This window comes from Amycolatopsis sp. NPDC024027 (assembly GCF_040638975.1).
In the GTDB taxonomy this organism is placed as follows: domain Bacteria; phylum Actinomycetota; class Actinomycetes; order Mycobacteriales; family Pseudonocardiaceae; genus Amycolatopsis.
In genome coordinates this window covers 406464-428823 of sequence record NZ_JBEZYY010000003.1, presented here as the reverse complement: position 1 = coordinate 428823, position 22360 = coordinate 406464, and the positions used below count along the sequence as shown (strand labels likewise).

The following is a 22360-nucleotide window of genomic DNA, read 5'->3' as shown; positions in this document are numbered from 1 at the left end:
CAAAGGGGCGCCGCCGCGCCCCTTTGTCGTCCCACCGTCCCGCATTCGTGAGCATTGGCGTCTCGCCCTGCCGAAAGAGTTTCGATGCGTACTTCCGTGATCATCGTCCTGCTGGGCGTCATCGTCGGCGCGTGCACCGCGGCGATCTTCCTCGATCCCGCGAAGCTGACCGCCACGCCGGAAAGACCGGCCACGGCGCCGTCGCCGGACTTCCCCGCGCGGTCGTTGATCGCGCCTTCAGCCGCACCGAGCCCGAAGGACGTCAAGGTGGCGGTCGATGTCCGGGGCGAGTGGTCCTGGGCGTTGCGCGAACTCGGCTCGGGTGTCGTGGTCGGCGACGGAACCTTGCGCAACACGACCGAATCCGTGGTCAAGATCTGGCTCGCGGTGGACTTCCTCGCCTCGCACGCGCCACCGCTCGCGGCCGACGACGAGGGCCGGCTGACCCGGATGATCCGGATGATCCGGAACAGTGACGATCACGCCGCCCAGGCGCTCTACCTGCGGCTCGGCGGGGACGAGTCGATCCGGCGGATGATCCGGACGTGCGACCTGCACGAAACGCGGATCCACCCGGATTGGTGGTCCAAGACCACGATGTCCGCGAGCGACGCGACGCTGCTGGGCCGGTGCGTGGCGCGGGGCCCGGGGGTGAGCGAACCGTGGCGGGCCAAGGTGCTGGAGCTCATGCGGTCGGTCGATCCGGGCGACGCGTTCGGTATCGCGGAGGCGCCGGCCCTCGCGGGCGAGCGGGTGGCCGTCAAGAACGGCTGGACGCGGCACGGCACCTGGTGGGCGGTGAACTGCCTGGCGATCTGGGACCACTGGGTGCTCGCGGTCATGGTGCACTACCCGGACCAGGGCACCGAATACCGCTACGGGGCCGATGTCTGCATGAACGTTGCCCAGCAACTGTTCGGCTCGTGGTGAGCGGTCCGATGCGAAACGTGGACAACGAGCCGGCCACCCTCGAAGATGGTTACATGGACAAGGTCTTCAGCCGCCGGGCCGCGCTGGTCACCGGCGCGGGCCTGAGCGCCGGCCTCGCGTTGCCCGGCGTCGCCCGTGCGGCCGGCGACGGCACCGTGGGGTTCACCCTCGACGCCGAGACCCTCGACGGCGGCGAACAGATCACCTCCGTCACCCTCGGCACCGCCCGGGCCGGGCCGATCGACCCCGCGAGCCTGACCACCGGCACGTTCCGCGTGCACGCCAAGGCCACCAGCCCGATCGACACCGGCGGTCAGGACGCCGGCTACGACCTCGACCGGCCCGTGACGGCCGCCCGGCTGGACCGCCGCGGCGACATCGTGCTGGAACTCGGCCACGGGGAAGGCCAACCCGGGGCCGGCACCCTCGGCTACCTCGACCGCAAGAGCCGCAACGTCCGGCTCGACCTCGTCTACACCATCACGCAGACCGCCCCCGTCCGTTCGCGGCACGGCCGCCCGGTCACCTTCACCCGGTTCACGCAAGGCCGGCTGGCCAACGCCGAGGTCGATGCCTTCGGCTACCACACCTCCCGCTCCGGGATGAAGTACCGGCTGTACTCCCCCGCGGCGCCACGCGGCCGGCGCCCCTTGATCGTCTGGCTCCACGGAGGCGGCGAAGGCGCTTCCCTGCCCGACCACTACTACGACAACGAAACCACGTTGCGCGCCAACCGCGGTGCCCTCGGGTTCGCCACCCCGGAAGCGCAATCGACCTTCGACGGCGCCTACGTGGTGGCGCCGCAGAGCACGTCCGCCTGGATGGACGACGGCCCCCGCTTCGCCCCGCTCATCCACGAAATCATCCGGGAGGTCCAGCGCACGCGGCCGATCGACCCCGGCCGCGTCCACGTCGCGGGGTGCAGCAACGGCGGCTACATGACCTTGAAGATGACGACGACCTACCCCGGCACGTTCGCCGCGTCGGTGCCGATCTGCGGCGTCGTCACCGCCCGGAACGAGGGCGGCCCACCGCTGGTGCCGGACGCCGAACTGGCCGCGATCAGCACCCCCACCTGGCTGGTCGCCTCCCGCGACGACGACACGGTGGATCCCCTGGCCAACACCGTCCACGCCCGCGAACTCATCCGCCGCTCCGAACTGACGCTCTACGACCAAGTCGTCTGGAACGGCCACCGGTTCCCCGGCCACTGGTCGTGGATCTACGTGGCCCGCAACGACCCGAGCACCCGCGGCACCCACCTCTGGCAGTGGATGGCGCGGAAACGCCGCTGACCCCGAACCGGGTGCGCGGTCAGGGCAGCGCGGCCAGCAGGGCGTCGAGGGTGATCGGCAGCTTCCGCACCCGCACGCCGGTCGCGTGGTACACCGCGTTCGCGACCGCCGCCGCGGTGCCGACGATGCCGATCTCGCCGACGCCCTTGGTGCCCATGGGGTTCACGTGCGGGTCGTGCTCGTCGAGCCAGTCCGCGCGCAGGTCGCCCACGTCGGCGTTGGTGGCGATGTGGTACTCGGCCAGGTCGTGGTTGACCACGTGCCCGGTGCGGGGATCCATGACGCTGTCCTCGAACAACGCCATCGACAGCCCCATCGTCATCCCGCCGAGGAACTGGGAGCGCGCGGTCACCGGGTTGACGATCCGGCCGGCCGCGAACGTGCCGTACAGCCGCGGAACGCGGATCTCGCCGGTGTCCGCGTCGACCCGCACCTCGGCGAACTGCGCGCCGAAGGCGTACATCGAGTACTGCTCCTCGGCCGGGTTCTCCGGCGTGTCCGCGCTCGCTTCGGCGCCCTCGGCCGGGTCGGTGCCGAACTTGTCGCGGAAGGCCCGCGCGGCCGCGACCACCGCCGATCCCCACGACGCGGTGCCGGACGAGCCACCGGCGACAGTGGCGTTCGGGTAGCCCGTGTCGCCGATCCGGGCCTCGACGTCCGGCGCGGGCACGCCGAGCGCGTCGGCCGCGATCTGCGGCAGGATCGTCCACGCGCCCGTCCCGAGGTCGGCGGCGCCGATCTCCACGACGTACCGGCCGTCTTCGAACCGGATCAGCGCCGTGGATCCCGGCGACCGCTTCGCGGGGTACACCGACGCGGCGACGCCGGTCCCGGTCAGCCACCGGCCGTCCCGGCGGACGCCGGGACGCGGATCCCGGTCGGCCCAGCCGAAGCGTTCGGCCCCGGTGCGCAGGCAGGCGACGAGGTTCCGGCTGGAGAAGGGACGCCCGTTCTCCGGGTCGCGCTCGGGCTCGTTGCGCACCCGCAGGTCGATCGGGTCGATGCCGAGCGCCACGGCGAGCTCGTCCATCGCGACCTCCGGGCCGAACATCCCCGGGCACTCCCCCGGCGCCCGCATCCACGACGGCACCGGTACGTCCAGGGCGGCGAGCCGGTGGCTGGTGGCCCGGTCCGGCACCGCGTACATCATCCGCGCGGGCACCGCGGTCTGCTCGGCGAACTCCTTGATCCGCGAGGTCTGCTCGACGACGTCGACCCGCAGCGCGCGCAAGCGTCCGTCGCGGTCCGCGCCGAGCCGGACGCGCTGGATGGTCGGCGTCCGGTACCCGGCCAGTGCGAACATCTGCTGCCGGGTCAGCGCCAGCTTGACCGCGCGGCCCGGCACCGCGCGGGCAGCCAGTGCGGCGAGCACGACGTTCGCGTGCGGCCTGCCCTTCGACCCGAAGCCGCCGCCGACGTAGGGGCAGCGGACCCGGACCTTTTCCGGGGGCAGCCCGAACACCTCGGCGACGGTGGACCGGACGGAGTGCACGCCTTGGGTGGAGTCCCAGAGGGTCAGCACCCCGTTGTCCCACAACGCGGTCGTCGCGTGCGGCTCCAGCGGGTTGTTGTGCTGCATCGCCGTCGTGTACGTCTCCTCGACGGTCACCTCCGCGCGGGCGAGTCCGGCGTCGGCGTCGCCTTGGGCGGTGTCGGTCGGGAAGTCCGGGTTGACCGAGTCCGGCGCGTACAGGTCGTCGCGATCGGCGCTGAGCTCGACGTCGTGCGGCTCGGCGTCGTACTCGACCGTCACCAGCTCCGCGGCGTGGCGGGCGGTCTCCGGCGTCTCGGCCAGCACCAGCGCGACCACGTGGCCGCGGAACGGGACGTCGTGGTCCTGCAGCACGGCGAGCTCGGCGTCGTCGGTGCCGGCCAGCCGCTCGGCGGTGAACGGCGTGATCACTTTCGCGACGCCGTCGACGCTTTCGGCGGCCACGGTGGCGATCCGGCTGCAGCGGCCGCGGCCGATGGTGGCCTGCACCGGGTGGCAGTACAGCGGCCGGTCGGCTGGGGCTTCGAAGGCGTACGGCGCGGTCCCGGTGACCTTCGCCGGACCGTCACGGCGGGTGGTCGCGGTCCCGATGGCGTGGGGTTCGAGCAGCTCGGTCATCGGCTCGGCTCCTCGGTCGTCAGGTCGCGCAAGACCGCGACCAGGGTGCGGCGGGCGAGCGGGATCTTGAAGGCGTTGCCGCCGTCGATGCCCTCGAGCGCGCGGGCGGCGGCCAGCTCGGCGTCGGCGGCGGCGCGGAACACGTCTTCGCCCGGCCGGGCGCCACGCAGCACGGCTTCGGCTTCGGTGGCCCGCCACGGCTTGTGGGCCACCCCGCCGAGCGCGACGCGGATGTCGGCGATCCGGCCCTCCACTGTGGACACCGCGGCGGCGACCGAAACGAGCGCGAACGCGAACGACGCCCGGTCCCGGACCTTGCGGTAGGCCGACCGCGGTGACCACGGCACGGCGGGCAGCGTGAAGCCGGTGATCAGCTCGCCGTGCGCGAGCACGGTGTCGCGTTCGGGGGTGTCGCCGGGCAGCCGGTGCAGGTCCCCGAAAGCGATTTCCCGCTCCCCGCCGGCCCCGGTGACGTGCACCCGGGCGTCCAGGACCGCCAGTGCGACCGCCATGTCCGACGGGTGGGTGGCCACGCAGGCTTCGGACGCGCCGAGGATCGCGTGCTGGCGCGTGGCCCCGCCGATGGCCGAGCACCCCGAACCGGGAACGCGCTTGTTGCACGGCGTCGTCACGTCCTGGAAGTACAGGCACCGGGTGCGCTGCAACGGGTTCCCGCCCGTGGTGGCCATGTTGCGCAGCTGGGCCGACGCACCGGACAGCAGTGCTTCGGCCAGCACCGGGTAGCGTTCGCGAACCACGGGGTGGTTCGCCAGGTCGCTGTTGCGGACGCCGGCCCCGAAGAACAGGCCGCCGTCGTCCTCGCGGATCTCCGCCGAAGTCACGCCGGTGACGTCGACGACCCGGTCCGGCCGGGCCACCCCCAGCTTGAGGTGGTCGACGAGGTTCGTGCCGCCGCCCAGGAACACCGCATGCGGTTCCCCGGCCACGGCCCGCACCGCCTCGGCCACGGTGGCGGGCTTGGCGAAGGCGAAGGTCTTCATCGCGACTCCCGGACGGCGGCGACGATCCCGGCGTAGGCCCCGCAACGGCACAGGTTGCCGCTCATCCGTTCGGCGATCTCCTCGTCGGACCACCGCGGGGCAGCACCGATCGGCGAGGTGACGTGGCTCGGGGCACCGTCGGCGAACTCGGCCAGCAGCCCGGCCGCCGAGCAGATCTGCCCCGGCGTGCAGTACCCGCACTGGAAGGCGTCGTTGTCGAGGAAGGCCTGCTGGATCGGGTGCAGTTCACCGTCGGCGGCCAAGCCGGCGGCCGTGGTGACCTCCGCGCCGTCGCAGGTCACAGCCAGGGTCAGGCAGGCCAGCACGCGACGGCCGCCGAGCAGCACCGTGCACGCACCGCACTGACCGTGGTCACAGCCCTTCTTCGGGCTCGTCTCGCCCAGCTGGTCGCGGAGCAGGTCGAGCAGGGTGCGCCGCGGGTCCACTGCCCGCCGGTGCTCGGTGCCGTCGATCCGCACCCCGATGGTGTGGTCCGGGTCAGCGTCTTCGGTCGTCGCCATGGGGCCCGCCGCCTCTCCGTGTGATCGTTCGGCGTACCCGCTCGGGAGGGTCCGAAACCGAAGAGCCGGCCACCGGCTCCCTCACCGGCATCGTCGAGCGGCCGGTTCGGCGGCCTCCACGCACGGGCGCTCGTGGAGCCGGCACCGCCGGCCAAGGTCACCGCGCGCCCCTTCACGGCCGCGAAGGCCTGGGAACCTGCGCCGCCGATGTCACATCGGCCGTTTGGCGGACCCTCACACCGGCTATCCGGCGTACGCCCCTCCAGGTGAAGTTCCGGGGGAGTCGGCGTCCCTGCCGGTCAAGCAGCCGGCCGGCAGGGACGCCCGCCGCCCGGGCCGCTCATCGAGACGAGGACGGTCCCGACGACTGCCGGCTCCAAGACCGACGCGACCGGCTCCGGGCACCTGCTTCCGGTCCCGTTCATCTCGACAACGGCACGGCCGACGTCGTCACGGTCGGGTTCGGCGGCCCTGGCCAACCCGGACCTCGTCGAGCGCGTCCGGACCGGAGCGCCGCTCAATGAACCCGATCGAGCGACCTTCTACGGCGGCGACCACCGCGGGTACACCGACTACCCGGCATCGCACGAACTCGCGAAGTAACGTCATCGATCACCGACCGAAGGATGGAAACCATGTCCGCTGACGACTGGAACGCTCGGACGATCGCCGAGTTCCGCGCCAACCACGGCCGCGTCGGCGGCCAGTTCGAAGGTGCCCCGCTGCTCCTGCTGCACACGACCGGCGCACGCAGCGGCGCGAGCCGGGTCACCCCGATGATGTACCTGCCCGACGGCGACCGGTACCTGGTCTTCGCGTCGAAGGCGGGCGCCGACCGGAACCCCGACTGGTACCACAACCTCCTGGCCCACCCCGACGTCCGGATCGAGGTCGGCGACGAGGTCCTCGACGTCCACGCCACCGAACTGACCGGTGCCGAGCGGGACGAGAAGTACGCCCGGCAGGCCGAGCTGTACCCCGGCTTCGCCGAATACGAGCGGAAGACCCAGCGGGTCATCCCCGTCGTGGCCCTCACGCCGGCGGCCGAGTGAGCTCGACCGGGTAAGTTGCCGTCCGGGTAACCGACGTGAGAGCGCACCCGCGACGAGACCGGCGATGGCCGCACAGGAGGACGGCGTGGCGATCGGCGAACCCGGCGCGGCGACCATGACCCGGACGGTGCAGCGGCTCGAGCGGGCCGGGTTCGTGCGCCGGACGCCGTCCCCGACCGACCGGCGGGCGGTGATCGTGGAATCGACCCCCGCGGGCCACGCCCTCCGGAGCCAGGTCGAGCGCATCTGGCAGGCGCCGCCGCACTCGTCGATGAACGGGCCCTCGCCGCCGACGATCGCGTCCTTGCCGATGCAGTCCTTGACGAGGCGGTAGGCCAGGCTGGTGAGCACGACGGACTTCTCCTCGGTGAGGTACCTGCCGCACGGCGTGGCACCGCCACCGCCGGACTCCCGCCACCGCAGCGGGTCGTTGCCCTCGCTCAGCCCGAAGTAGACCAGCTCGCCATCGGCCGTGCCCTCGCCGGTGAAGTAGTCGAACAGATACCCCGCGGGCGGGCGCTCGCGGCTCCCGCCTGCGCCACCAGCCCACCGGCGATCAGCAGCACTGCGAAGATGCCTCGAAAACCGCGCACGGCCGGCTGCCCTCATTCGGTCGGCGTAAGTGATGATCGGACGGTATCCGCCCACCGCGAAAACTGTCGAGTTCGATTTCGAATTCGACGGTGAAACCCCGAATTCGGCTCCCGGGAATATCCCCTCCGGCGGATGTTTTCCGGCTCGGCATCGGGTGGGTCGCGTTCTCGATCTCCCCCGCGCCGGGTGACGGCCGGGGCGCGGTGGGCGGGCACCGTGGGCTCCGCCGCCGTTCATCTCCGGAGGGATCCGCATGGTGCGAGCATCGTTCACCGATTTCCCGGCCCACCGGCTCCGCAAGCCCCGGCGGCGCCGGACCACGGCCGGTGACCGGCGGGCACCCCGCTCCGCCCGGCACCCCTTCCGGGGACTCGCCGACCGGTTCGGCGGCGGCGCGCACCCGCCGCCGGTCCCGTGGCCACCCGAAAGGGACCTCGGGGCCGGTGGCACTTCCCTGCCCCGGGCGCTCGTGGTGCTGCTGGGCGCCGCCGCCGCGGTGGTCGTGCTGGCCGGCATCCAGGCCGTCGCCTGGCTCGCCGGCCCGGTCTTCCTCGCCTTCGTCGTCGTGATCACCCTCGATCCGGTGCGGACGTGGCTGCGGGACAAGGGACTGCCGCGCTGGCTGACCGTCGCCGTGCTGGTCGTCACCGTCTACGCGATCCTGCTCGGCTTCTTCCTGGTCGTCGTGGTGTCCGTCGCGCAGCTGTCGGCTCTGCTCCCCGGCTACACCGGGCAGGTCGACGAGCTGCTGCACGACGGCCTGACCGTGCTCAGCCGGTTCGGTGTCGGCGAGCCGGAGCTGCGCACCATGCTGTCGTCCCTCGACACCGGGAAACTCGTCGGCCTGGCCGGTTCCCTTCTCGCCGGGGTCGGCGGACTGCTGACGAACCTGGCGTTCTTGTTCGCCCTCCTGCTGTTCCTGAGCGCCGAGACGGCGTGGGCGGGCCAGCGCCTCGGCCGGATCGCGCGCGACCGGCCGTGGATTTCCGCGTCGTTGCGCGGTTTCGTCACCGGCACCCGCCGGTACCTGCTCGTGACAACGGTGTTCGGCGGCCTCGTGGCGGCGCTCGACACGACCGCGCTGGCCCTGCTTTCCGTCCCGGGCGCCGTGCTGTGGGGACTGCTCGCCTTCGTCACCAACTACATCCCCAACGTGGGCTTCGTGATCGGAGTCGCCCCGCCGGCCCTCATCGCGCTCCTCGACGGCGGCTGGCGCAGCCTGATCCTGGTGCTCATCGTGTACGCCGGGCTGAACTTCGTGGTGCAGTCGCTGATCCAGCCCCGGTTCGTCGCCGGCTCGGTCGGTCTGTCCACTTTGGTCACGGTGCTGGCGCTGGTGTTCTGGACCTGGCTGCTGGGCCCGCTCGGCGCGGTCCTGGCCGTGCCCGCCACGCTGCTCGCCAAGGCGCTGCTGGTGGACGTCGACCCGCGGGCCCGCTGGGCGGACGCCCTGCTTTCGGCCCCCCGCCGCGACGACGGGTGAGGTCGTCAGGTCAACCCGTGCTGACGAGCGACCACCACAGCGGAACGCCGGTTGTTCACACCGAGCTTCCCGCAAATAGCCCGCACGTGGGTCTTCACCGTGCCGACCGAAACCGTCAGATCGGAAGCGATCTCGTCCAACGACCGCTGCGACGGCAGCCGCTGCAGGACCACCTGCTCGCGGTCCGTCAAATCGCTGGGCGGGGCGTGCGTGACGAGCCGGCCGCGGACCGCCTGGGCGAACCGGTCCAGTGAACCGAACCCGCCGGAGTGGTCGATCAGCAGGTGGCCGACCCGGGGTTCGGCCAAGGCGAACGGCCGGACCAGCCCGTTCGGGCGGGCGAGAGCGAGTGCGCGGTCGAGGGCGTGCAGGGCCTTGGTCCGCCGGTGCGAACGCAGGGCGAGCGCGGTTTCGGCCAGAGATCGGTCGACCGGGGTGGCCGGCAGGACCGAGGTCGCCGAGGCCGTGTCGCGCAGGACCGCTTCGGCCGCTTCGGTTTCGCCGGCGGCGAGGTGGGCGCGGACCCGCAGGACCGCCAGCTCGCCGCTGCCGGGCAGCCGCTCGTGCACCCAAGCGAGCACTTCGGCCGCGTGCAGCCCTTCGCCGAGGGTGAGCGCCGCGTGGTACTCGGCGACCGCGCACACCGCGACGACCTCGCGGGGCAGCTCGAGGTCGGCGAGGCGGTGGCGCGCCGCCCGCATGACCTGCGAGCTCGCCACCCGGTCACCGTCGTCGAAGCGCACCATGCCTTCGAAGAACTCGCGCAGCGGCCGCAGCAGCGGCACGCCCCCGGGCACTTCCGCCGTCGCCGCCTGGGCCAGTTCGCGGGCCGCGGCGACCGGCTCGGCGCGCATCAGGTCGTCGTAGGCCAGCAACAGGTGGCACTCGGCCACTCCCGGGGACCGGCGCCAGCCGTGCCGGCGCGCGATGGCGAGCGCACCGGTGCAGGCGCGCCGCATCGCCGGGTGATCGCCGCCCACCGCCGTGGCGACGGCGACCGCGAGCCTGCTGTGGAGCACGAGGTGGTCGAGCCGCTCGCCCTTGGCCAGCCGCATGGCTTCCTGCGCCTGGGTGACGGCGTGCCGGCGCGCGCCCCGGTGCACCGACCGCCACGCGCGATCGAGGTGCGCCCACGCCACGGTTTCCGGGCGGCGAGCCGCCGCCGGTTCCGCCTCCGGCGGGTGCTTTCCCGTCGCGGAGGCCAAATGGCGGACGGCGAGCGGCCACAAGTCGTCGTCCGCCACCTCTTCGCCGAGGTCGGCGCGCGCTTCGGCGAGCCGGCCGCGCTGGATGTTCTCCAGTGCCGACGCCAGCCGCAGCTGCGGGCTCTCGGCGACCGTCCCGGCGCCCAGGTGGGTCAGCGCGACCCGCACCGGATCGCCGTCGCCGGCCAGCACCTGGCGCACGGCCTGATCGCGGGCCAGCGTCAGGACCCGCTGCCGGTCGCGGCCCGCCACGGCGTGCCGGAGCGCCTCCCCGAAGCGGCCTTCGCCGGCGTACCACCGCGCGGCGATCCCGTGCAGCCGCGGCACCCGCGCCGGGTCCCGCCGCGCCAGCTCGGCACGCAGGAAGACGCGCAGCAACGGCGGCAGCCGGTAGGTCTCGGCCGGGGTCCGCGTGACGAGCCCCAGTTCGCGCTCGAGTTCGTCCAGCCGGACCCCGGCATCCGGACGATCCGACAGCCGGACCGCGAGCGCCGGCCCGGCCGCGTCGCAGACGCTGAGGCAAAGCAGGAGATCCGACGTCGCCGCGGGCAGGCGCGAGAGCACTTCGTCGGCGAGGAACCGCGCGACGGCCCGGCTGTCACCGGTGACGGAAGCGACGAGCGCGTCCGCGTTCTCCGCTTTCCGCACCGAAACCGCGGCCCAGCCGAGGGCGGCGGCCCAGCCCGCGGTGCGTTCGGTGAGCTCGCGGACGCGGTCGTCGACCACGGTGGCCCCGGTGGCTCGCAACAGGTTGGCGGTTTCCTTCGCGGTGAACCGGAGTTCGGCGGCCTCCACCCGGGACAGGGCGCCTTCGACGTGCAGGCGGGCCAGCCGGAGCCGCGGCTCGACGCGGGTGGCCAGCACCAGCCGCAGCCCCGATGGCAGGTGCCGGGCGAGGGTCGCGAGCGCCTCCAGCGGTTCCGGGTGCGAGAGCTCCTGGAGGTCGTCCAGGACCAGTCGTACCGGGTGGTCCAGACCGGCGACCGCGTCGTCGAGGTCGGCCAGGAACGCGCGCCGCCGCCCGGGCCGTGGCGGGCCGAGCCGGTGCAGGACGCCGCCCGCGGGCACGGCGGGACACCGGCGCAACGCGCCGAGGACCGCCGCCCACAACCGGGACTCGTCGTTGTCGTCGGAGTCCAGCGACACCCAGGCGACCGCGCGGCCGTCGCCGGCCCAGCCGGCCAGCGCCGTGGTCTTGCCGGCGCCGGCCGGCGCCCGGACCACCGTGACGGGCCGGGTGGTGGCGCGGTCGAGCAGCACCCCCAGCCGCGCACGGGGAACGAAGATCCCCGGCAGCCGCGGGATCGCGACCTTGCCGCCGGGAACCGGCCGGAACGGGCTCGTCACTGGATCGGGCACGTCAACCTCTCGGCTGTCGGGAGACTTCGCCCCGGTTCCGCGGTCGACGCCGGGCGGAGGCCACGACTGTACTGATCACCGGCGGGCGACCCGGATGCCGGGTCACCAGATTTCGTAGGTGGATTGGTCACCGTGCACGATGACGGCCCAGATCACCAGGACGTCGAGGGCGATCACGATGGTGCCCCAGAACGGGTACGCGGACAGGAAAGCCAGCTGCGCGAGCGCGTTGAACCCGGCCAGCGCGACCGTCACGACCCGCGCCCACTGCGAGCCGGTGGACAACGCGATCCCGGTCACCACCACGAGGATGCCGACGATCAGGTGGAGCCAGCCCCAGCCGGCCAGGGAAAAGACGAGCAGTCCGGACGGACCGACGACGTAGTAGTCGCGGTCGAACAACGCGACCACGCCTTCCACCACGTTGAACAGTCCGACCAGGACGGTGATCGCCGAAGCGAACCAGATCCAGCCGACCCGCCGGGACCGCGCGACGGCCCGCTCCGGCGGGAGGGGTGCCCGGGCGCCGGTCGTTCCGGTCCGGGGCTGCATGGGTTCGGTCATGATCACTCTTCCTCGTTCGTCGGCGAGTTGCGGACCCGGGCGATCATGGTCGGTCGCCGGTCCGCCGGGCCTCGCCCGCCTCAGGTGAGATCAAGTGGTCCGGGGGCGGTGCGCGCGCGGCTCACACGGCGTGGGCGATGCCGTGCCCCGGCGCCGGAGGAGACAGTGCGGCAGACCACCGAACCCGGACCGAGGAGGACGTCATGTCCACGTTGACCGTGTGGCGGTTCCCGACCGTCGAAGGTGCCGAAAACGCACTGGATCTGCTCCGGCAGCTGCAGAAGCAGCAGCTGATCTCGATCGCCGATGCGGCTTGCGTGAGCTGGCCCGAAGGACGGAAGAAGCCGAAGACGAAGGATCTCGGTTCGCTGACCGGTGCCGGCGCGCTGGGCGGTGGCTTCTGGGGCCTGCTGTTCGGCCTGATCTTCCTCGTCCCGCTGCTGGGCATGGCCGTCGGCGCGGCGATCGGGGCGCTGACCGGGTCACTGAGTCACGTCGGGATCGACGAGGAGTTCATCGACACCGTCCGGGCCCAGGTCACCCCCGGCACGTCCGCCTTGTTCGTGCTGTCGCAGGACACCGTGCTGGACCGGGTCGTCGAGCCGTTCAAGGAAACCGGCGCCTTGCTGCTGAGCACCAACCTGTCCGGCGAAGAAGAAGCCCGGCTGCGCGACGCCTTCGGCGAAACGCCGCACCGGGCGACGCGGTAGGCCCCCGGAACCGCCGTCGCGGGAGGACCGCGGCGGCGCCCCCGAGCGTCGCCGCGGCCCCGCAGGAGGTTCCGCCCGCCCGGGGACGCTCCCCCGAGAGCGCCGCGGGGCGGGCCGACGGGATGGCGAAGCGAGGCGCCGAGCGCCGCCGGGGAGATCCCCTCGGCACTCCGGCCCGGCGCCGGCGGGCGCTCGTCGTCCACTTCGTCATCACCGCACCTCCACGGCTCACCTTGCGGGCCGCGCCGCTTCCGGTCGTCACCCGTGGTGGATGACTCCCCGCTTCACCCCCGGCGGGCGACGCCGCGGCCGGTTCCGCGGCCGACGATCCGTCCATGACTCTCACCGACAAGCAGACCGCGGCACCCGATGCGCGGATCGTCCGGGGACGCGCCGCGCGCACCGCCGTGCCGGCGGCCGCCCACGCCGAGTTCCCCGGTCCCGTCCGGCGCGCGGATCCCTTCACGCTGCTGCGCCGCCAGGACCGCGACCGGGTGCCGGAACTGGTGCCGCTCCGCTACGGCCGGATGGCCGCCTCGCCGCTGGCCTTCTTCCGCGGTGCCGCCCTCCCCGCGGCGGCCGACCTCGCCCTGACCCCGCGGACCGGGTTCCGGGTCCAGGCGTGCGGAGACGCCCAGCTGGCGAACTTCGGCTTGGTCACCGCTCAGGGCCGGCGGCTGGTGTTCGACTTCACCGACTTCGACGAGACGCTGCCCGCGCCCTGGGAATGGGACGTCAAACGGCTGGCCGCCAGCTTCGAGGTCACCGGCCGGGAGAGCGAGCACCCGGCGGGCCAGCGGCGGCGCACGGTGCTCGCGGCGGTCGAGTCGTACCGGCTGGCGATGCACGACTTCGCGCGCCGCACTCCGCTCGACATCTACTTCGCCCCGGCCGACGCCCGGACGCTGCGGGTGGTGGCGTCCCACCGGCTGGGGCCGGCGAAGCGTCGCGCCCCGGGAGTGCGCCGGTACACCGAAATCCGGGACGGGCGGCTGCGGCTGGCCGCGCGTCCGCCCTCGGTCGTCCCGGCGGGCTGCCTCGCCGGAGACGGCGACCCGGCGACGCTGACCGACCGCCTCGGCGCCGTGTTCGCGCGGTACCGGCGCACGCTCGGCCCGGCACGGCGGGCGTTGCTGGACCACTACCGGCTCGCCGACGTGGCCCGCGCCGTGACCGGGCCGGGTGGCGCGGGCACGCGCTGCTGGGTGGTCCTGCTCGTCCGGACCGGCACCGGGGATCCGCTCTTCCTCCAGCTCAAAGAAGCCCGGCCCTCGGTGTTGCAGGAGTACACCGGCACGTCGGTGCCGGGCGGCCCCGGCCGGCGGGTGGTCACCGGGCAACGGCTGATCCAGGCCACCGGCGACGTCTTCCTGGGCTGGGCCCGCGCCGCGGAGTTCGACGGCCGCGTCGACGAGTTCCACGTCCGCCGGCTGCGTGCCGACCACGACGACGGCGACGTCACCACCATGACCCCGGACGTGCTGAGAGCCCACGCCCGGCTCTGCGGGTGGACCCTGGCCCGGGCGCACGCGCGCACCGGGGACCCGCTCGCGATCGCCGCGTACCTCGGCTCGGGGCCGGCCTTCGCCGAAGCCGTCCGGGAGTTCGCGGTGGCCTGCGCCGACCAGAACGAACGCGACCACGCCGCCCTGCGGCAGGCGATCCGGGCGGGCTACGTGACAGCGGTGTCCGGGTCGTGACGGGCCGCCTCGCGCGGGCGACGCGAGCGGTCCCTTCAGACGTCGGCGCGGCGTACCTGGCGTGGGAGTTCCCGGACCCGGTGCACGGACTCCACGCGCATCCCGAGCACCTCGAGCCGGCGCAAAATCTCCGGCAGGCAGCCGGGGTCGGCCACCGTACCGAAAACTATCGTCTCCGGCGGAACGGGCACGACGAGCACTCCCCGGAAATCGTCGGCACCTTCGGCACCCCATTCCGGAATGGCACCGCATCCCCGGAAGACGTAATTCGAACCCGTGTCGAGAGCAGGATTACCCGTCCGGCTCACCGGGTACCCCCGCCGCGCCCGGCCCGGCCTGCCGAATGCCAGGCGCGGGCGACGACCGCCACGTCGAGCAGCACCATCAGGATCGACCAGCCGCGCGCCGGCAGGAAGACCAGCCTCGCGACCAGGTCGGCGCCGGCGCGGACACCGGTCCGCACCTCGGCCGCCGAGGTCAGGGCGGAGAGTGCGACGGCCGCTCCGACCAGCACCGAGCCGAGGCCGACCCGGCCGGTCCGCACCACCTCGAGCAGCACGACCTCAGCCGGTCCGAGCCAGCAGAACTGTGAGGCGGCGAATCGGCGAGGACGGCGTCCCGGGGTATTTCCACGAATTTTCACCCGGCACACGATTCTGCTCGTGGCCGTTGTTTTCCTCGCCCGCAGCGGGTGAGCCCGGTCTATTGCGTGGCAAGATCCGCCGGGATTGCCCAGCGCCGAAGACGAAGGAGAATCGCTCATGCGTCAATGTCGCGAAGTCTCGTCCCGAAGACGGGTTCCGAGAACGAAGATCACCGTTCCCGCTCCCCCGGCGGATCTCGTGTCGCGGCCGCGCCTGCTCACCGTCCTCGAAGCGACGACCGAAGCGGCCATGGTGTTCGTCGGTGCCCCGGCCGGGTTCGGCAAGACCGTGCTGCTCGCCGAGTGGGCGCGGCGCCAGGACCGCGGCGCGGTCGCCTGGCTGTCCGCCGACGCCGACGACAACGACGACCGGCTCTTCTGGTCCGCGGTCCTCGAAGCGCTCGGCGGCTGCGGCCGGCTCCCGGAGGGCAACCCGCTGCGGGAGCTGATCGTGCCCGACGCCCCGAGCGCCGACCTCGCCTTCCTCGCCGAGGTCGCCGACGCGCTGGACGCCCTGCCCGCCCCCGTCGTGCTCGTCCTCGACGCCGCTCAGGAAATCACGTCCCCCGATCCGTGGCACGGGCTGCGGGCGCTGGTCCGCCACCAGCCGGCCGGGCTGTGCCTGGCGATCGCCAGCCGGCGGGAACCCCCGCTGCCGCTGGGGCGGGCCCGGCTCGCGGACCGGCTCGTCGAAGTCGGCGCCGCCCGGCTGCGGTTCACCGCCGACGAAGCGGACGCCCTGTTCGCCGCGGCCGACGCGGCGGTCCCGCGGGACGAGGTCGCCCCGCTCGTCGCCCGGACCGGCGGCTGGCCGGCGGGGCTGCGGCTGGCCGCGGCGTCCGTGGCCCGGCACGGCAGCCTGCGGGAGTTCGACACCGGCCAGGACAGCGGCGTCCTCGCCTACCTGACCGACGAGGTCCTCGCGCCCTTCACCCCGGCGCAGCGGGAACTGCTGCGGACGATCAACATCTGCGACGAGCTCCCGGCCGGACTCGCCCCGGTGCTCAGCGGCCGCGCGGACGCGGAAGCGATGCTCCACGAGCTGGGCGAGCCGGCCACCCGGGTGGTCGACTCCGACGGCGCCCCACCGCACCACCGCGTGACGCCGCTTCTGCGCACCTACCTGCGGTCCGAGCTGCAGCGCCGGGCGCCGGACCGGGCGCGCACCCTCCACGCGGCCGCGGCCCGCTGGTTCGCCGGGCACGACCGGCCGGCGCCGGCGCTGCTGCACAGCGTCCGCGCGGGCGATCCCGCCCGGGTCGGCGAGCTGCTGCGTGAGCACGCCGTCGCGCTGTTCCTCGCCGGGGAGCACCACGTCCTGCGCCTCGCGCTCGCCGTGTTCGAAGGCCGGCGGATGCCCGCCGGCCCCTTGGCCGCGCTGATCTCGGCCGCGCTCTGCCTGGAGTCGGCCGAGACGTCGGCGGCCGGCCTGCAGCTGGCGAGCGCGGAGGCGGCGTGGCCGGCCCGGCCGGCGACGGAGCTGACCGTCCTGCGGCAGCTGGCGTACTCCCGGCTGGCCCAGGTGGACGGCACGCCGGCCCGGATCCGCCGCGCGGCGGAAGAGATCGACGAACGACTCGCCGAGGGCACCGGTCTCGGCGGCCTCGCGATCCTGCACCGCGCCGGCGTCCTGCTGACCCGCGACCGGGCTCGGGAAACCCTGGTGCGACTGCTCGGCACCGCGGAATCGCTCCGGCAGGACTTCACCGTCGCCCAGTGCCTCACCAGGCTCGCCGAGCTGGCCGGCCGCGACGGCGACTACCGGGTGATGGAGACGCTGGCGCGCCGGGCGGAAGTCCGCCGTCCGCGGGAGAATTCCCTGCGGTCCCTCCAGGGCGCGCAGGCGAACGCCCTGCTGTCCTACGGTGCCCTGTTGCGGGGCGAGCCCGCCGAGTGCCTCAAGCACGCGAAGGAAACCCGGCTCCTGGTCGGGGACGCCCCGGCGCGGGCGGCTCGCGACCTGCGGCTGCTTTCGGAGACGTTGCGCGGCGCCGCCGAGTTCGAGCTCGGCAGCTGGCACGCGGGCCTGCGGCGGATGCGCCGGGCCCGCACCCGGCTCGGGACCGGACGGGCCTGCCCGACCGGGTACGCGGCTCTGTGCGCCGTGCTGGAGCAGCGTGCGGCGCTCCGGCTGGGCGCGGCGGCCCAGGCCAGGGACACGGTTCGCTGGGCCCTGCCGATCCTCGCCGGTTCGGGCGAGCTGCTGCTGATGCGCGCCCGGACCCAGCTGCGGCTCGGCCGGCACCACGCGGCGAGCACCGTGCTGCGGTCGCTGGCCGACGACGACGTGCCGATGGAACTGGAGTGGGCCGCGATCGAGGCGTCGCTGGTCGGGGTGCAGGCCGCGCTGGCGGCCGGGGCACGGGAGCGGGCGGCCCGGCTGCTCGACGACGCCTTGCGCACCGCCGAGCCCACCGGCGTCCGGTTCCCGTTCGTCTTCGCGCCGGCCGAGCTCATCGGGTTCCTGACCAGCCGGCTGGGCGGCCTCGGCGCCGGCGAGCGGTTCGCGGGCGAGATCCTGTCCGTCCGGCGCCGGCTGCGCACCCCGCCGATCCCGGCGCCGCTGACCGAGCGCGAACGCAGCGTCCTGCGCCTGCTGCCGACCCAGCGGTCGATCGACGAGATCGCCCAGGACCTGACCGTCTCGCCGAACACCGTCAAGACCCACGTCCGCGGCATCTACGCGAAGCTCGACGTCCGCAGCCGGCGTGACGCCGTCGCGATCGCGCAGAAGCGCGGCCTGCTCGACACCGAGGTCGCCGACTTCACGGTCTGACGCACCGCTCGCCCCACCCGGCGCGGGTGAGGCGAGCGGCACCGGGATCGGTGTCGAGTGGACCGGGCACGCCGCAGCGTGCCTGGCCCCGATCCCGGTTGAGGAGTTGTCATGGCCCTGGCGAACGCGGAATACCCGTTCTTGAACCTGATGTGGACGATGCTGGTGTTCTTCTGCTGGATCGCTTGGTTCTGGCTGTTGTTCGTGGCCTTCGGCGACCTGTACCGCCGCGCCGACGTGTCCGGCTGGGCCAAAGCGGGCTGGACGGTGCTGGTGATCGTGCTGCCGATCATCGGGGTGCTGCTCTACCTGGGCACCCAGGGCCGGCACCTCCCCGAACGGTACCGGTCCCGCGAAGCGGGCTACGTGTCCACATCGGACACGACCGGGGCGGCGCAGATCGCCGAAGCCCGGCGGCTGCTCGACGACGGCGTCATCGACGACGCGGAATTCCAGGCGCTCAAGCGGAAAGCCCTCGCGCAGTGACGCGCCGGTGGCGGTTCGTCCACCTCGCGGTGCTCCGGCCCCTGCTCACGGTCACCGCGCTGGTCTGCCTCTACTACCTGCTCCCGGTCGGCCAGGCCCTGCGGCCGTGGACCGCGGTCGTGTTCACCGCCGGGCTCGCGCTCGTCGTGCTGCTGGTCGTCGGCGAGGTGCGGATGATCCTGCGCTCGCCGTTCCCGGCTTGGCAGGGCGTCCAGGCGCTGGCCCTCATCCTCCCGCTCTTCCTCCTGCTGTTCGCCGACGGCTACTACGTGCTCGCCCACGACAGCGCAGGCTCGTTCGGCACGGCGCTGACGCGGACCGACGCCCTGTACTTCGCGATCACCGTGTTCACCACCGTCGGCTTCGGCGATATCGCCCCGCTCTCCACCGGTGCGCGGGTGCTGGTGACCCTCCAGATGATCGCCGACCTCGTGGTGCTGGGAGTGGTGCTGCGGGTGATCGTCACCGCGGTGCGGCGTTCGTCCACACAGGACGGTTCACTCAGGCAGCAGCAGGGCCGCGATCAGGCCGGCCACCGCCGCGACACCCAGGGTGGTGAGGGCCAGCGCGAAGGACCGGCCGCCGAGGTGCGGCGTCCCGGCCAGGACGGAACCGGCCAGCGCCGTCCCCACCGACGAGCCGAGGTTGGACGCGCTGCGCGACACTCCCGAAATGTCGCCCTGGGCGGCGTCCGGGAAGCGCGACTGCACCAGGTTCACCGACGCCGTCAGCATGATCCCGACGCCGGCGCCGAGCAGGAACAGCCCGGGCACCGCACTCGCCACGCCGGAATCGGCCCGGACCAGCAGGAGCACGAGCGCGAGGCCCGCGATGGCGAGGACGAACCCCGCCCGGACGAGCCGGCGCTGCGAGTGCCGCCTCGCCAGCCGTCCCGCGGCCGCCGAGGCGCCCAGGATGCCGACCGTGGCGGGAGTCAGCATCAGCCCGGTCTCGATCGCGTCGTAGCCGCGGACCTGCTGCAGGAAGACCGCCACCACGAAGAACGAGCCCTGCAGGACGAGCCATTGGACGTGCTGGGTCGCCAGCCCGAGGCCGGTGACGCGGTCGCGGAAGAGCCCGGCCGGGACCAGCGGCTCCCGCCCGGCCCGCTCGCGCGCGCGGATGTGGGCGAAGAACACCACCAGGAAGAGCATCCCGATCCCGGCGAACAGCCACACCGGCGAGACTCCGCCGGCGGGCAGCAGGACCACCCCGCCGACGACGAAGTCGGTGCGTGAGACCAGCCAGCCGTAGGTGCCGGCCTGCAGGACGCCGAACACGACGAAGAACAGGCCGGCCGCCGAAAGGACGGCCCCGCCGACGTCGAAGTGCTTCTCGCGGGGCGGTGCGGGCGGTTCGGTGACCCGCACCGCCAGCAGGACGATCAGGCCGACCAGCAGCACCTGCAGGAGGAAGGACGCGCGCCAGCCGAGCCAGGTCGTGACCAGGCCGCCGAGCAGCGGCCCGGCCGCGGCCCCGAGCGCGCCCGCCCCGCTGACGATGCCGAAGGCGCGAGCCCGGCGCTGGAGGTCGGGGCTGGTCACGGTGATCAGGATGTAGATCGGCGGGATCATCAGCGCCGACCCGATGCCCTCCAGCAGCGAGTAACCGAGGATCAGCAGCCCCGGACCGGGCGGGAGCGAAGCCAGCAGCGCGCCGGCGCCGTAGACGGCCAGCCCGGCGAGGAAGCAGCGCTTGCGGCCCAGCAGGTCGCTCAGCTTGCTGCCCGGCACCATGAGCGACGCCATGGTGAGGGTGAACACCGTGATCGCCGTCTGCACGCCGATCACGGTCGTGCCGAGGTCCGCGGCGATGTCGCTGACGGCCACGGTCATGGTGGTCGCCGCGTAGCTCGCGACGAACTGGGCGAGGGCCAGGGGCAGCACGATCATCGGCGGGCCTTCCTCGTCGGGTGCCGCACACGGTGGCCCGGCCGCGACCGGGCCACCTCACCCGCCGTGGATGAGGCAGGTCCGGCCCGCTCCGGCGACGGTGCAGACGACCCGCCCCCCGCCCCTGGAGGAACCATGACCGAAACGACGATCGCCGAGCACGCGCTGATCGGCGACCTGCAGACGGCCGCGCTGGTCACGACCGACGGGTCGATCGACTGGTTCTGCACCCCGCGGTTCGATTCGCCGTCGGTCTTCGGCGCCCTCCTCGACGACGAGCGCGGCGGCCGGTTCCGCATCCGCCCGGCGGGCGCCTGCGCGAGCTCGCAGATGTACCACCCGGACACCGCGGTGCTGATCACCCGGTTCTCCGGCCCGGACGGCATCGGCGAAGTGGTCGACTTCATGCCCCCCTGCGGCACCACCGCCACCACCGGGCACCGGATCGCCCGGCTCGTGCGGTGCGTCCGCGGCCGGATGACGTTCGACGTGGTGGTCGCGCCCCGGTTCGACTACGGCCGCCGTCCGCACCAGGCGATGCTCGTCGCGAACGGGGCCGTGTTCATCGCGCGCGACACGTCGCTGGTGCTGAACGTGGTGCGCGAACCCGGCGACGAGCACCTCGCCGAGGCGCGCGTCGAAGGGGGTGACGTGCACCTGCGGCTCACCCTCGGCGCGGGCGACGTCCGCGGGGTCGTGCTCGAGACCGACGCGGCGGAGCCGCCGCGGGAGATCCGCGTCGCCGAGTTCACGGAACTCTTCGACCACACGGTGCGGTGGTGGCGCGAATGGCTGGCCCGCGGCACCTACCACGGCCGCTGGCGGGAGATCGTGACCCGCTCGGCGATCACCCTCAAGCTCCTCACCTACGCGCCGACCGGCGGGCTGGTCGCCGCGCCCACCCTCGGCCTGCCCGAGCAGCTCGGCGGGGAGCGCAACTGGGACTACCGCTACACCTGGGTCCGGGACGCGTCGTTCTCCGTTTCGGCGTTGCTGGCGCTCGGGTTCGCCGAAGAGGCCGCCCGGTTCGGCGGCTGGCTCGGCGACCGCATCCGGGAAGGCGGGAGCGGCGCCGGCGGGCCGCTCGCCGTGCTGTACCGGGTGGACGGTACGTCGGACCTGCACGAGGAAAGCCTCGCGCACTGGTCCGGGTACCGCGGTTCGAGCCCGGTCCGGATCGGCAACGACGCCGCCGGGCAGCTGCAGCTCGACATCTACGGCGAAGCCCTCGACAGCGTCTTCGCCGCTGACGGCGCGGGGTTCGAGCTCCCCCACCAGGGCTGGACCGCCCTGCGAGCGGCCCTGGATTGGCTCGGCGAACACTGGGACCAGCCCGAAGAAGGCATCTGGGAGACGCGGGGCGGCCGCAAGTCCTTCACCTACGGCCGCCTGATGAGCTGGGTCGCGTTCGACCGCGGCATCCGGCTGGCGAGCGCCCACGGCCGTCCCGCGCCGGTCGAAAACTGGACCTGGCAGCGCGACAGCATCCACGGCCAGGTCCTCAGCCGCGGCTGGCACCGGACGCGCAACGCCTTCGTCCAGCACTACACGGGCGAAGAGCTCGACGCGTCCCTGCTCCGCATGCCCCGCACCGGTTTCCTGCCCGCCACGGACCCGCTGTGGCTCTCGACGCTCGACGCGATCGGGACCGGCTTGGTGGCCGACAGCCTGGTCTACCGCTACGACCCCGAGGCGTCCCCGGACGGGCTGGCCGGCGACGAAGGCACGTTTTCCTTGTGCAGCTTCGCCTACGTCGACGCGCTCGCCCGCGCCGGCCGGCTCGAGGAAGCCCGCACGGCGTTCGAGAAGATGCTGACCTACGCCAACCACGTCGGCCTCTACGCCGAGGAAATCGCGCCGACCGGGGAGCAGCTCGGCAACTTCCCGCAGGCCTTCACCCATCTCGCCCTCATCGACGCCGCGGTCACCCTCGATGCCGCGCTCGGCTGAGGAACCGGTCTCGCCCGTCACGGGTGACCCGGCCCGGACCGGTCCGGAACACGATGAGGCATCCGTCGAGGCGAGCCCGGGAGGCCGAC

The 22360-nt window shown here is 73.3% G+C and carries 18 protein-coding genes and 1 pseudogene; 11 read left to right on the top strand and 8 right to left on the bottom strand.

Translation table 11 applies throughout. The features are described from left to right. The first annotated feature begins 84 nt into the window (after nt 1–84). Both AB0F52_RS11325 and AB0F52_RS11320 read left to right on the top strand, forming a co-directional pair. Nucleotides 85–930, top strand: coding sequence for a serine hydrolase (locus AB0F52_RS11325; protein ID WP_360167928.1), 846 nt, complete (start codon nt 85–87; stop codon nt 928–930). Between the two features lie 8 nt (nt 931–938). Next, entirely contained in the window at nt 939–2225 is a 1287-nt protein-coding gene (locus tag AB0F52_RS11320) for a prolyl oligopeptidase family serine peptidase (protein WP_360167925.1), read from the top strand. Between the two features lie 19 nt (nt 2226–2244). Here AB0F52_RS11320 and AB0F52_RS11315 read toward each other — a convergent pair whose 3' ends face one another. From AB0F52_RS11315 to AB0F52_RS11305, 3 genes are read right to left on the bottom strand one after another with little or no spacing between them, the layout of a single operon-like run. Continuing rightward, complete coding sequence (locus AB0F52_RS11315; RefSeq protein WP_360167922.1) at nt 2245–4335, bottom strand: xanthine dehydrogenase family protein molybdopterin-binding subunit; 2091 nt, start codon at nt 4333–4335, stop codon at nt 2245–2247. After that, a complete protein-coding gene (locus tag AB0F52_RS11310) occupies nt 4332–5336 on the bottom strand; it encodes a xanthine dehydrogenase family protein subunit M (RefSeq protein WP_360167919.1) in 1005 nt (334 codons plus the stop codon). The genes AB0F52_RS11315 and AB0F52_RS11310 overlap by 4 nt, the downstream gene beginning before the upstream one ends. Continuing rightward, on the bottom strand, nt 5333–5857 hold the full coding sequence (locus tag AB0F52_RS11305) for a (2Fe-2S)-binding protein (protein ID WP_360167916.1): 525 nt from the start codon (nt 5855–5857) through the stop codon (nt 5333–5335). Before AB0F52_RS11305 ends, AB0F52_RS11310 begins: the two co-directional genes overlap by 4 nt. 635 nt (nt 5858–6492) lie before the next feature. On the opposite strand from AB0F52_RS11305, the gene AB0F52_RS11300 reads away from it, so the two are divergent. From AB0F52_RS11300 to AB0F52_RS11290, 3 genes are all read left to right on the top strand, one after another. Beyond that, nucleotides 6493–6909 carry a nitroreductase family deazaflavin-dependent oxidoreductase gene (locus tag AB0F52_RS11300; RefSeq protein ID WP_360167913.1) on the top strand — a complete coding sequence of 139 codons (417 nt, stop codon included), beginning with the start codon at nt 6493–6495 and terminating at the stop codon, nt 6907–6909. Between the two features lie 64 nt (nt 6910–6973). Next, a complete protein-coding gene (locus tag AB0F52_RS11295) occupies nt 6974–7243 on the top strand; it encodes a MarR family transcriptional regulator (RefSeq protein WP_360167910.1) in 270 nt (89 codons plus the stop codon). 513 nt (nt 7244–7756) lie between these two features. Continuing rightward, complete coding sequence (locus tag AB0F52_RS11290; protein WP_360167906.1) at nt 7757–8986, top strand: AI-2E family transporter; 1230 nt, start codon at nt 7757–7759, stop codon at nt 8984–8986. Nucleotides 8987–8991: 5 nt separating this feature from the next. Here AB0F52_RS11290 and AB0F52_RS11285 read toward each other — a convergent pair whose 3' ends face one another. Together AB0F52_RS11285 and AB0F52_RS11280 are read right to left on the bottom strand one after the other, a co-directional pair. Further along, a complete protein-coding gene (locus AB0F52_RS11285) occupies nt 8992–11550 on the bottom strand; it encodes a LuxR C-terminal-related transcriptional regulator (protein WP_360167903.1) in 2559 nt (852 codons plus the stop codon). Between the two features lie 102 nt (nt 11551–11652). Then, the gene (locus tag AB0F52_RS11280) at nt 11653–12114 is read right to left on the bottom strand and encodes a hypothetical protein (RefSeq protein WP_360167900.1); all 462 of its coding nucleotides are present in this window, start codon (nt 12112–12114) and stop codon (nt 11653–11655) included. Nucleotides 12115–12317: 203 nt separating this feature from the next. Between AB0F52_RS11280 and AB0F52_RS11275 the strand changes: the two genes are divergently transcribed. Next, on the top strand, nt 12318–12824 hold the full coding sequence (locus AB0F52_RS11275) for a DUF1269 domain-containing protein (RefSeq protein ID WP_360167897.1): 507 nt from the start codon (nt 12318–12320) through the stop codon (nt 12822–12824). Between the two features lie 335 nt (nt 12825–13159). Beyond that, nucleotides 13160–14524 (top strand): DUF2252 domain-containing protein, encoded by a 1365-nt coding sequence (locus tag AB0F52_RS11270; protein ID WP_360167894.1) that lies wholly within the window; start codon nt 13160–13162, stop codon nt 14522–14524. A 35-nt stretch (nt 14525–14559) separates the two neighbouring features. Here AB0F52_RS11270 and AB0F52_RS11265 read toward each other — a convergent pair whose 3' ends face one another. After that, nucleotides 14560–14832: a hypothetical protein gene (locus tag AB0F52_RS11265; protein ID WP_360167891.1), complete on the bottom strand. Its 273-nt coding sequence runs from the start codon at nt 14830–14832 to the stop codon at nt 14560–14562. Continuing rightward, nucleotides 14829–15083: a hypothetical protein gene (locus tag AB0F52_RS11260; protein ID WP_360167888.1), complete on the bottom strand. Its 255-nt coding sequence runs from the start codon at nt 15081–15083 to the stop codon at nt 14829–14831. The genes AB0F52_RS11265 and AB0F52_RS11260 overlap by 4 nt, the downstream gene beginning before the upstream one ends. 202 nt (nt 15084–15285) lie before the next feature. On the opposite strand from AB0F52_RS11260, the gene AB0F52_RS11255 reads away from it, so the two are divergent. The 3 genes and pseudogenes from AB0F52_RS11255 to AB0F52_RS11245 form a co-directional block, all read left to right on the top strand. Continuing rightward, the gene (locus AB0F52_RS11255) at nt 15286–17943 is read left to right on the top strand and encodes a LuxR C-terminal-related transcriptional regulator (RefSeq protein ID WP_360167885.1); all 2658 of its coding nucleotides are present in this window, start codon (nt 15286–15288) and stop codon (nt 17941–17943) included. Nucleotides 17944–18054: 111 nt separating this feature from the next. After that, complete coding sequence (locus AB0F52_RS11250; protein ID WP_360167882.1) at nt 18055–18429, top strand: SHOCT domain-containing protein; 375 nt, start codon at nt 18055–18057, stop codon at nt 18427–18429. Nucleotides 18430–18602: 173 nt separating this feature from the next. Then, nucleotides 18603–18845: pseudogene (locus AB0F52_RS11245) on the top strand (potassium channel family protein); the annotation flags it as partial. A gap of 81 nt (nt 18846–18926) precedes the next feature. Here the strand turns inward: AB0F52_RS11245 and AB0F52_RS11240 are convergent. Beyond that, nucleotides 18927–20321 (bottom strand): MFS transporter, encoded by a 1395-nt coding sequence (locus tag AB0F52_RS11240; protein ID WP_360167879.1) that lies wholly within the window; start codon nt 20319–20321, stop codon nt 18927–18929. Nucleotides 20322–20456: 135 nt separating this feature from the next. On the opposite strand from AB0F52_RS11240, the gene AB0F52_RS11235 reads away from it, so the two are divergent. Beyond that, complete coding sequence (locus tag AB0F52_RS11235) at nt 20457–22271, top strand: glycoside hydrolase family 15 protein (protein ID WP_360167876.1); 1815 nt, start codon at nt 20457–20459, stop codon at nt 22269–22271. Nucleotides 22272–22360 lie beyond the last annotated feature (89 nt).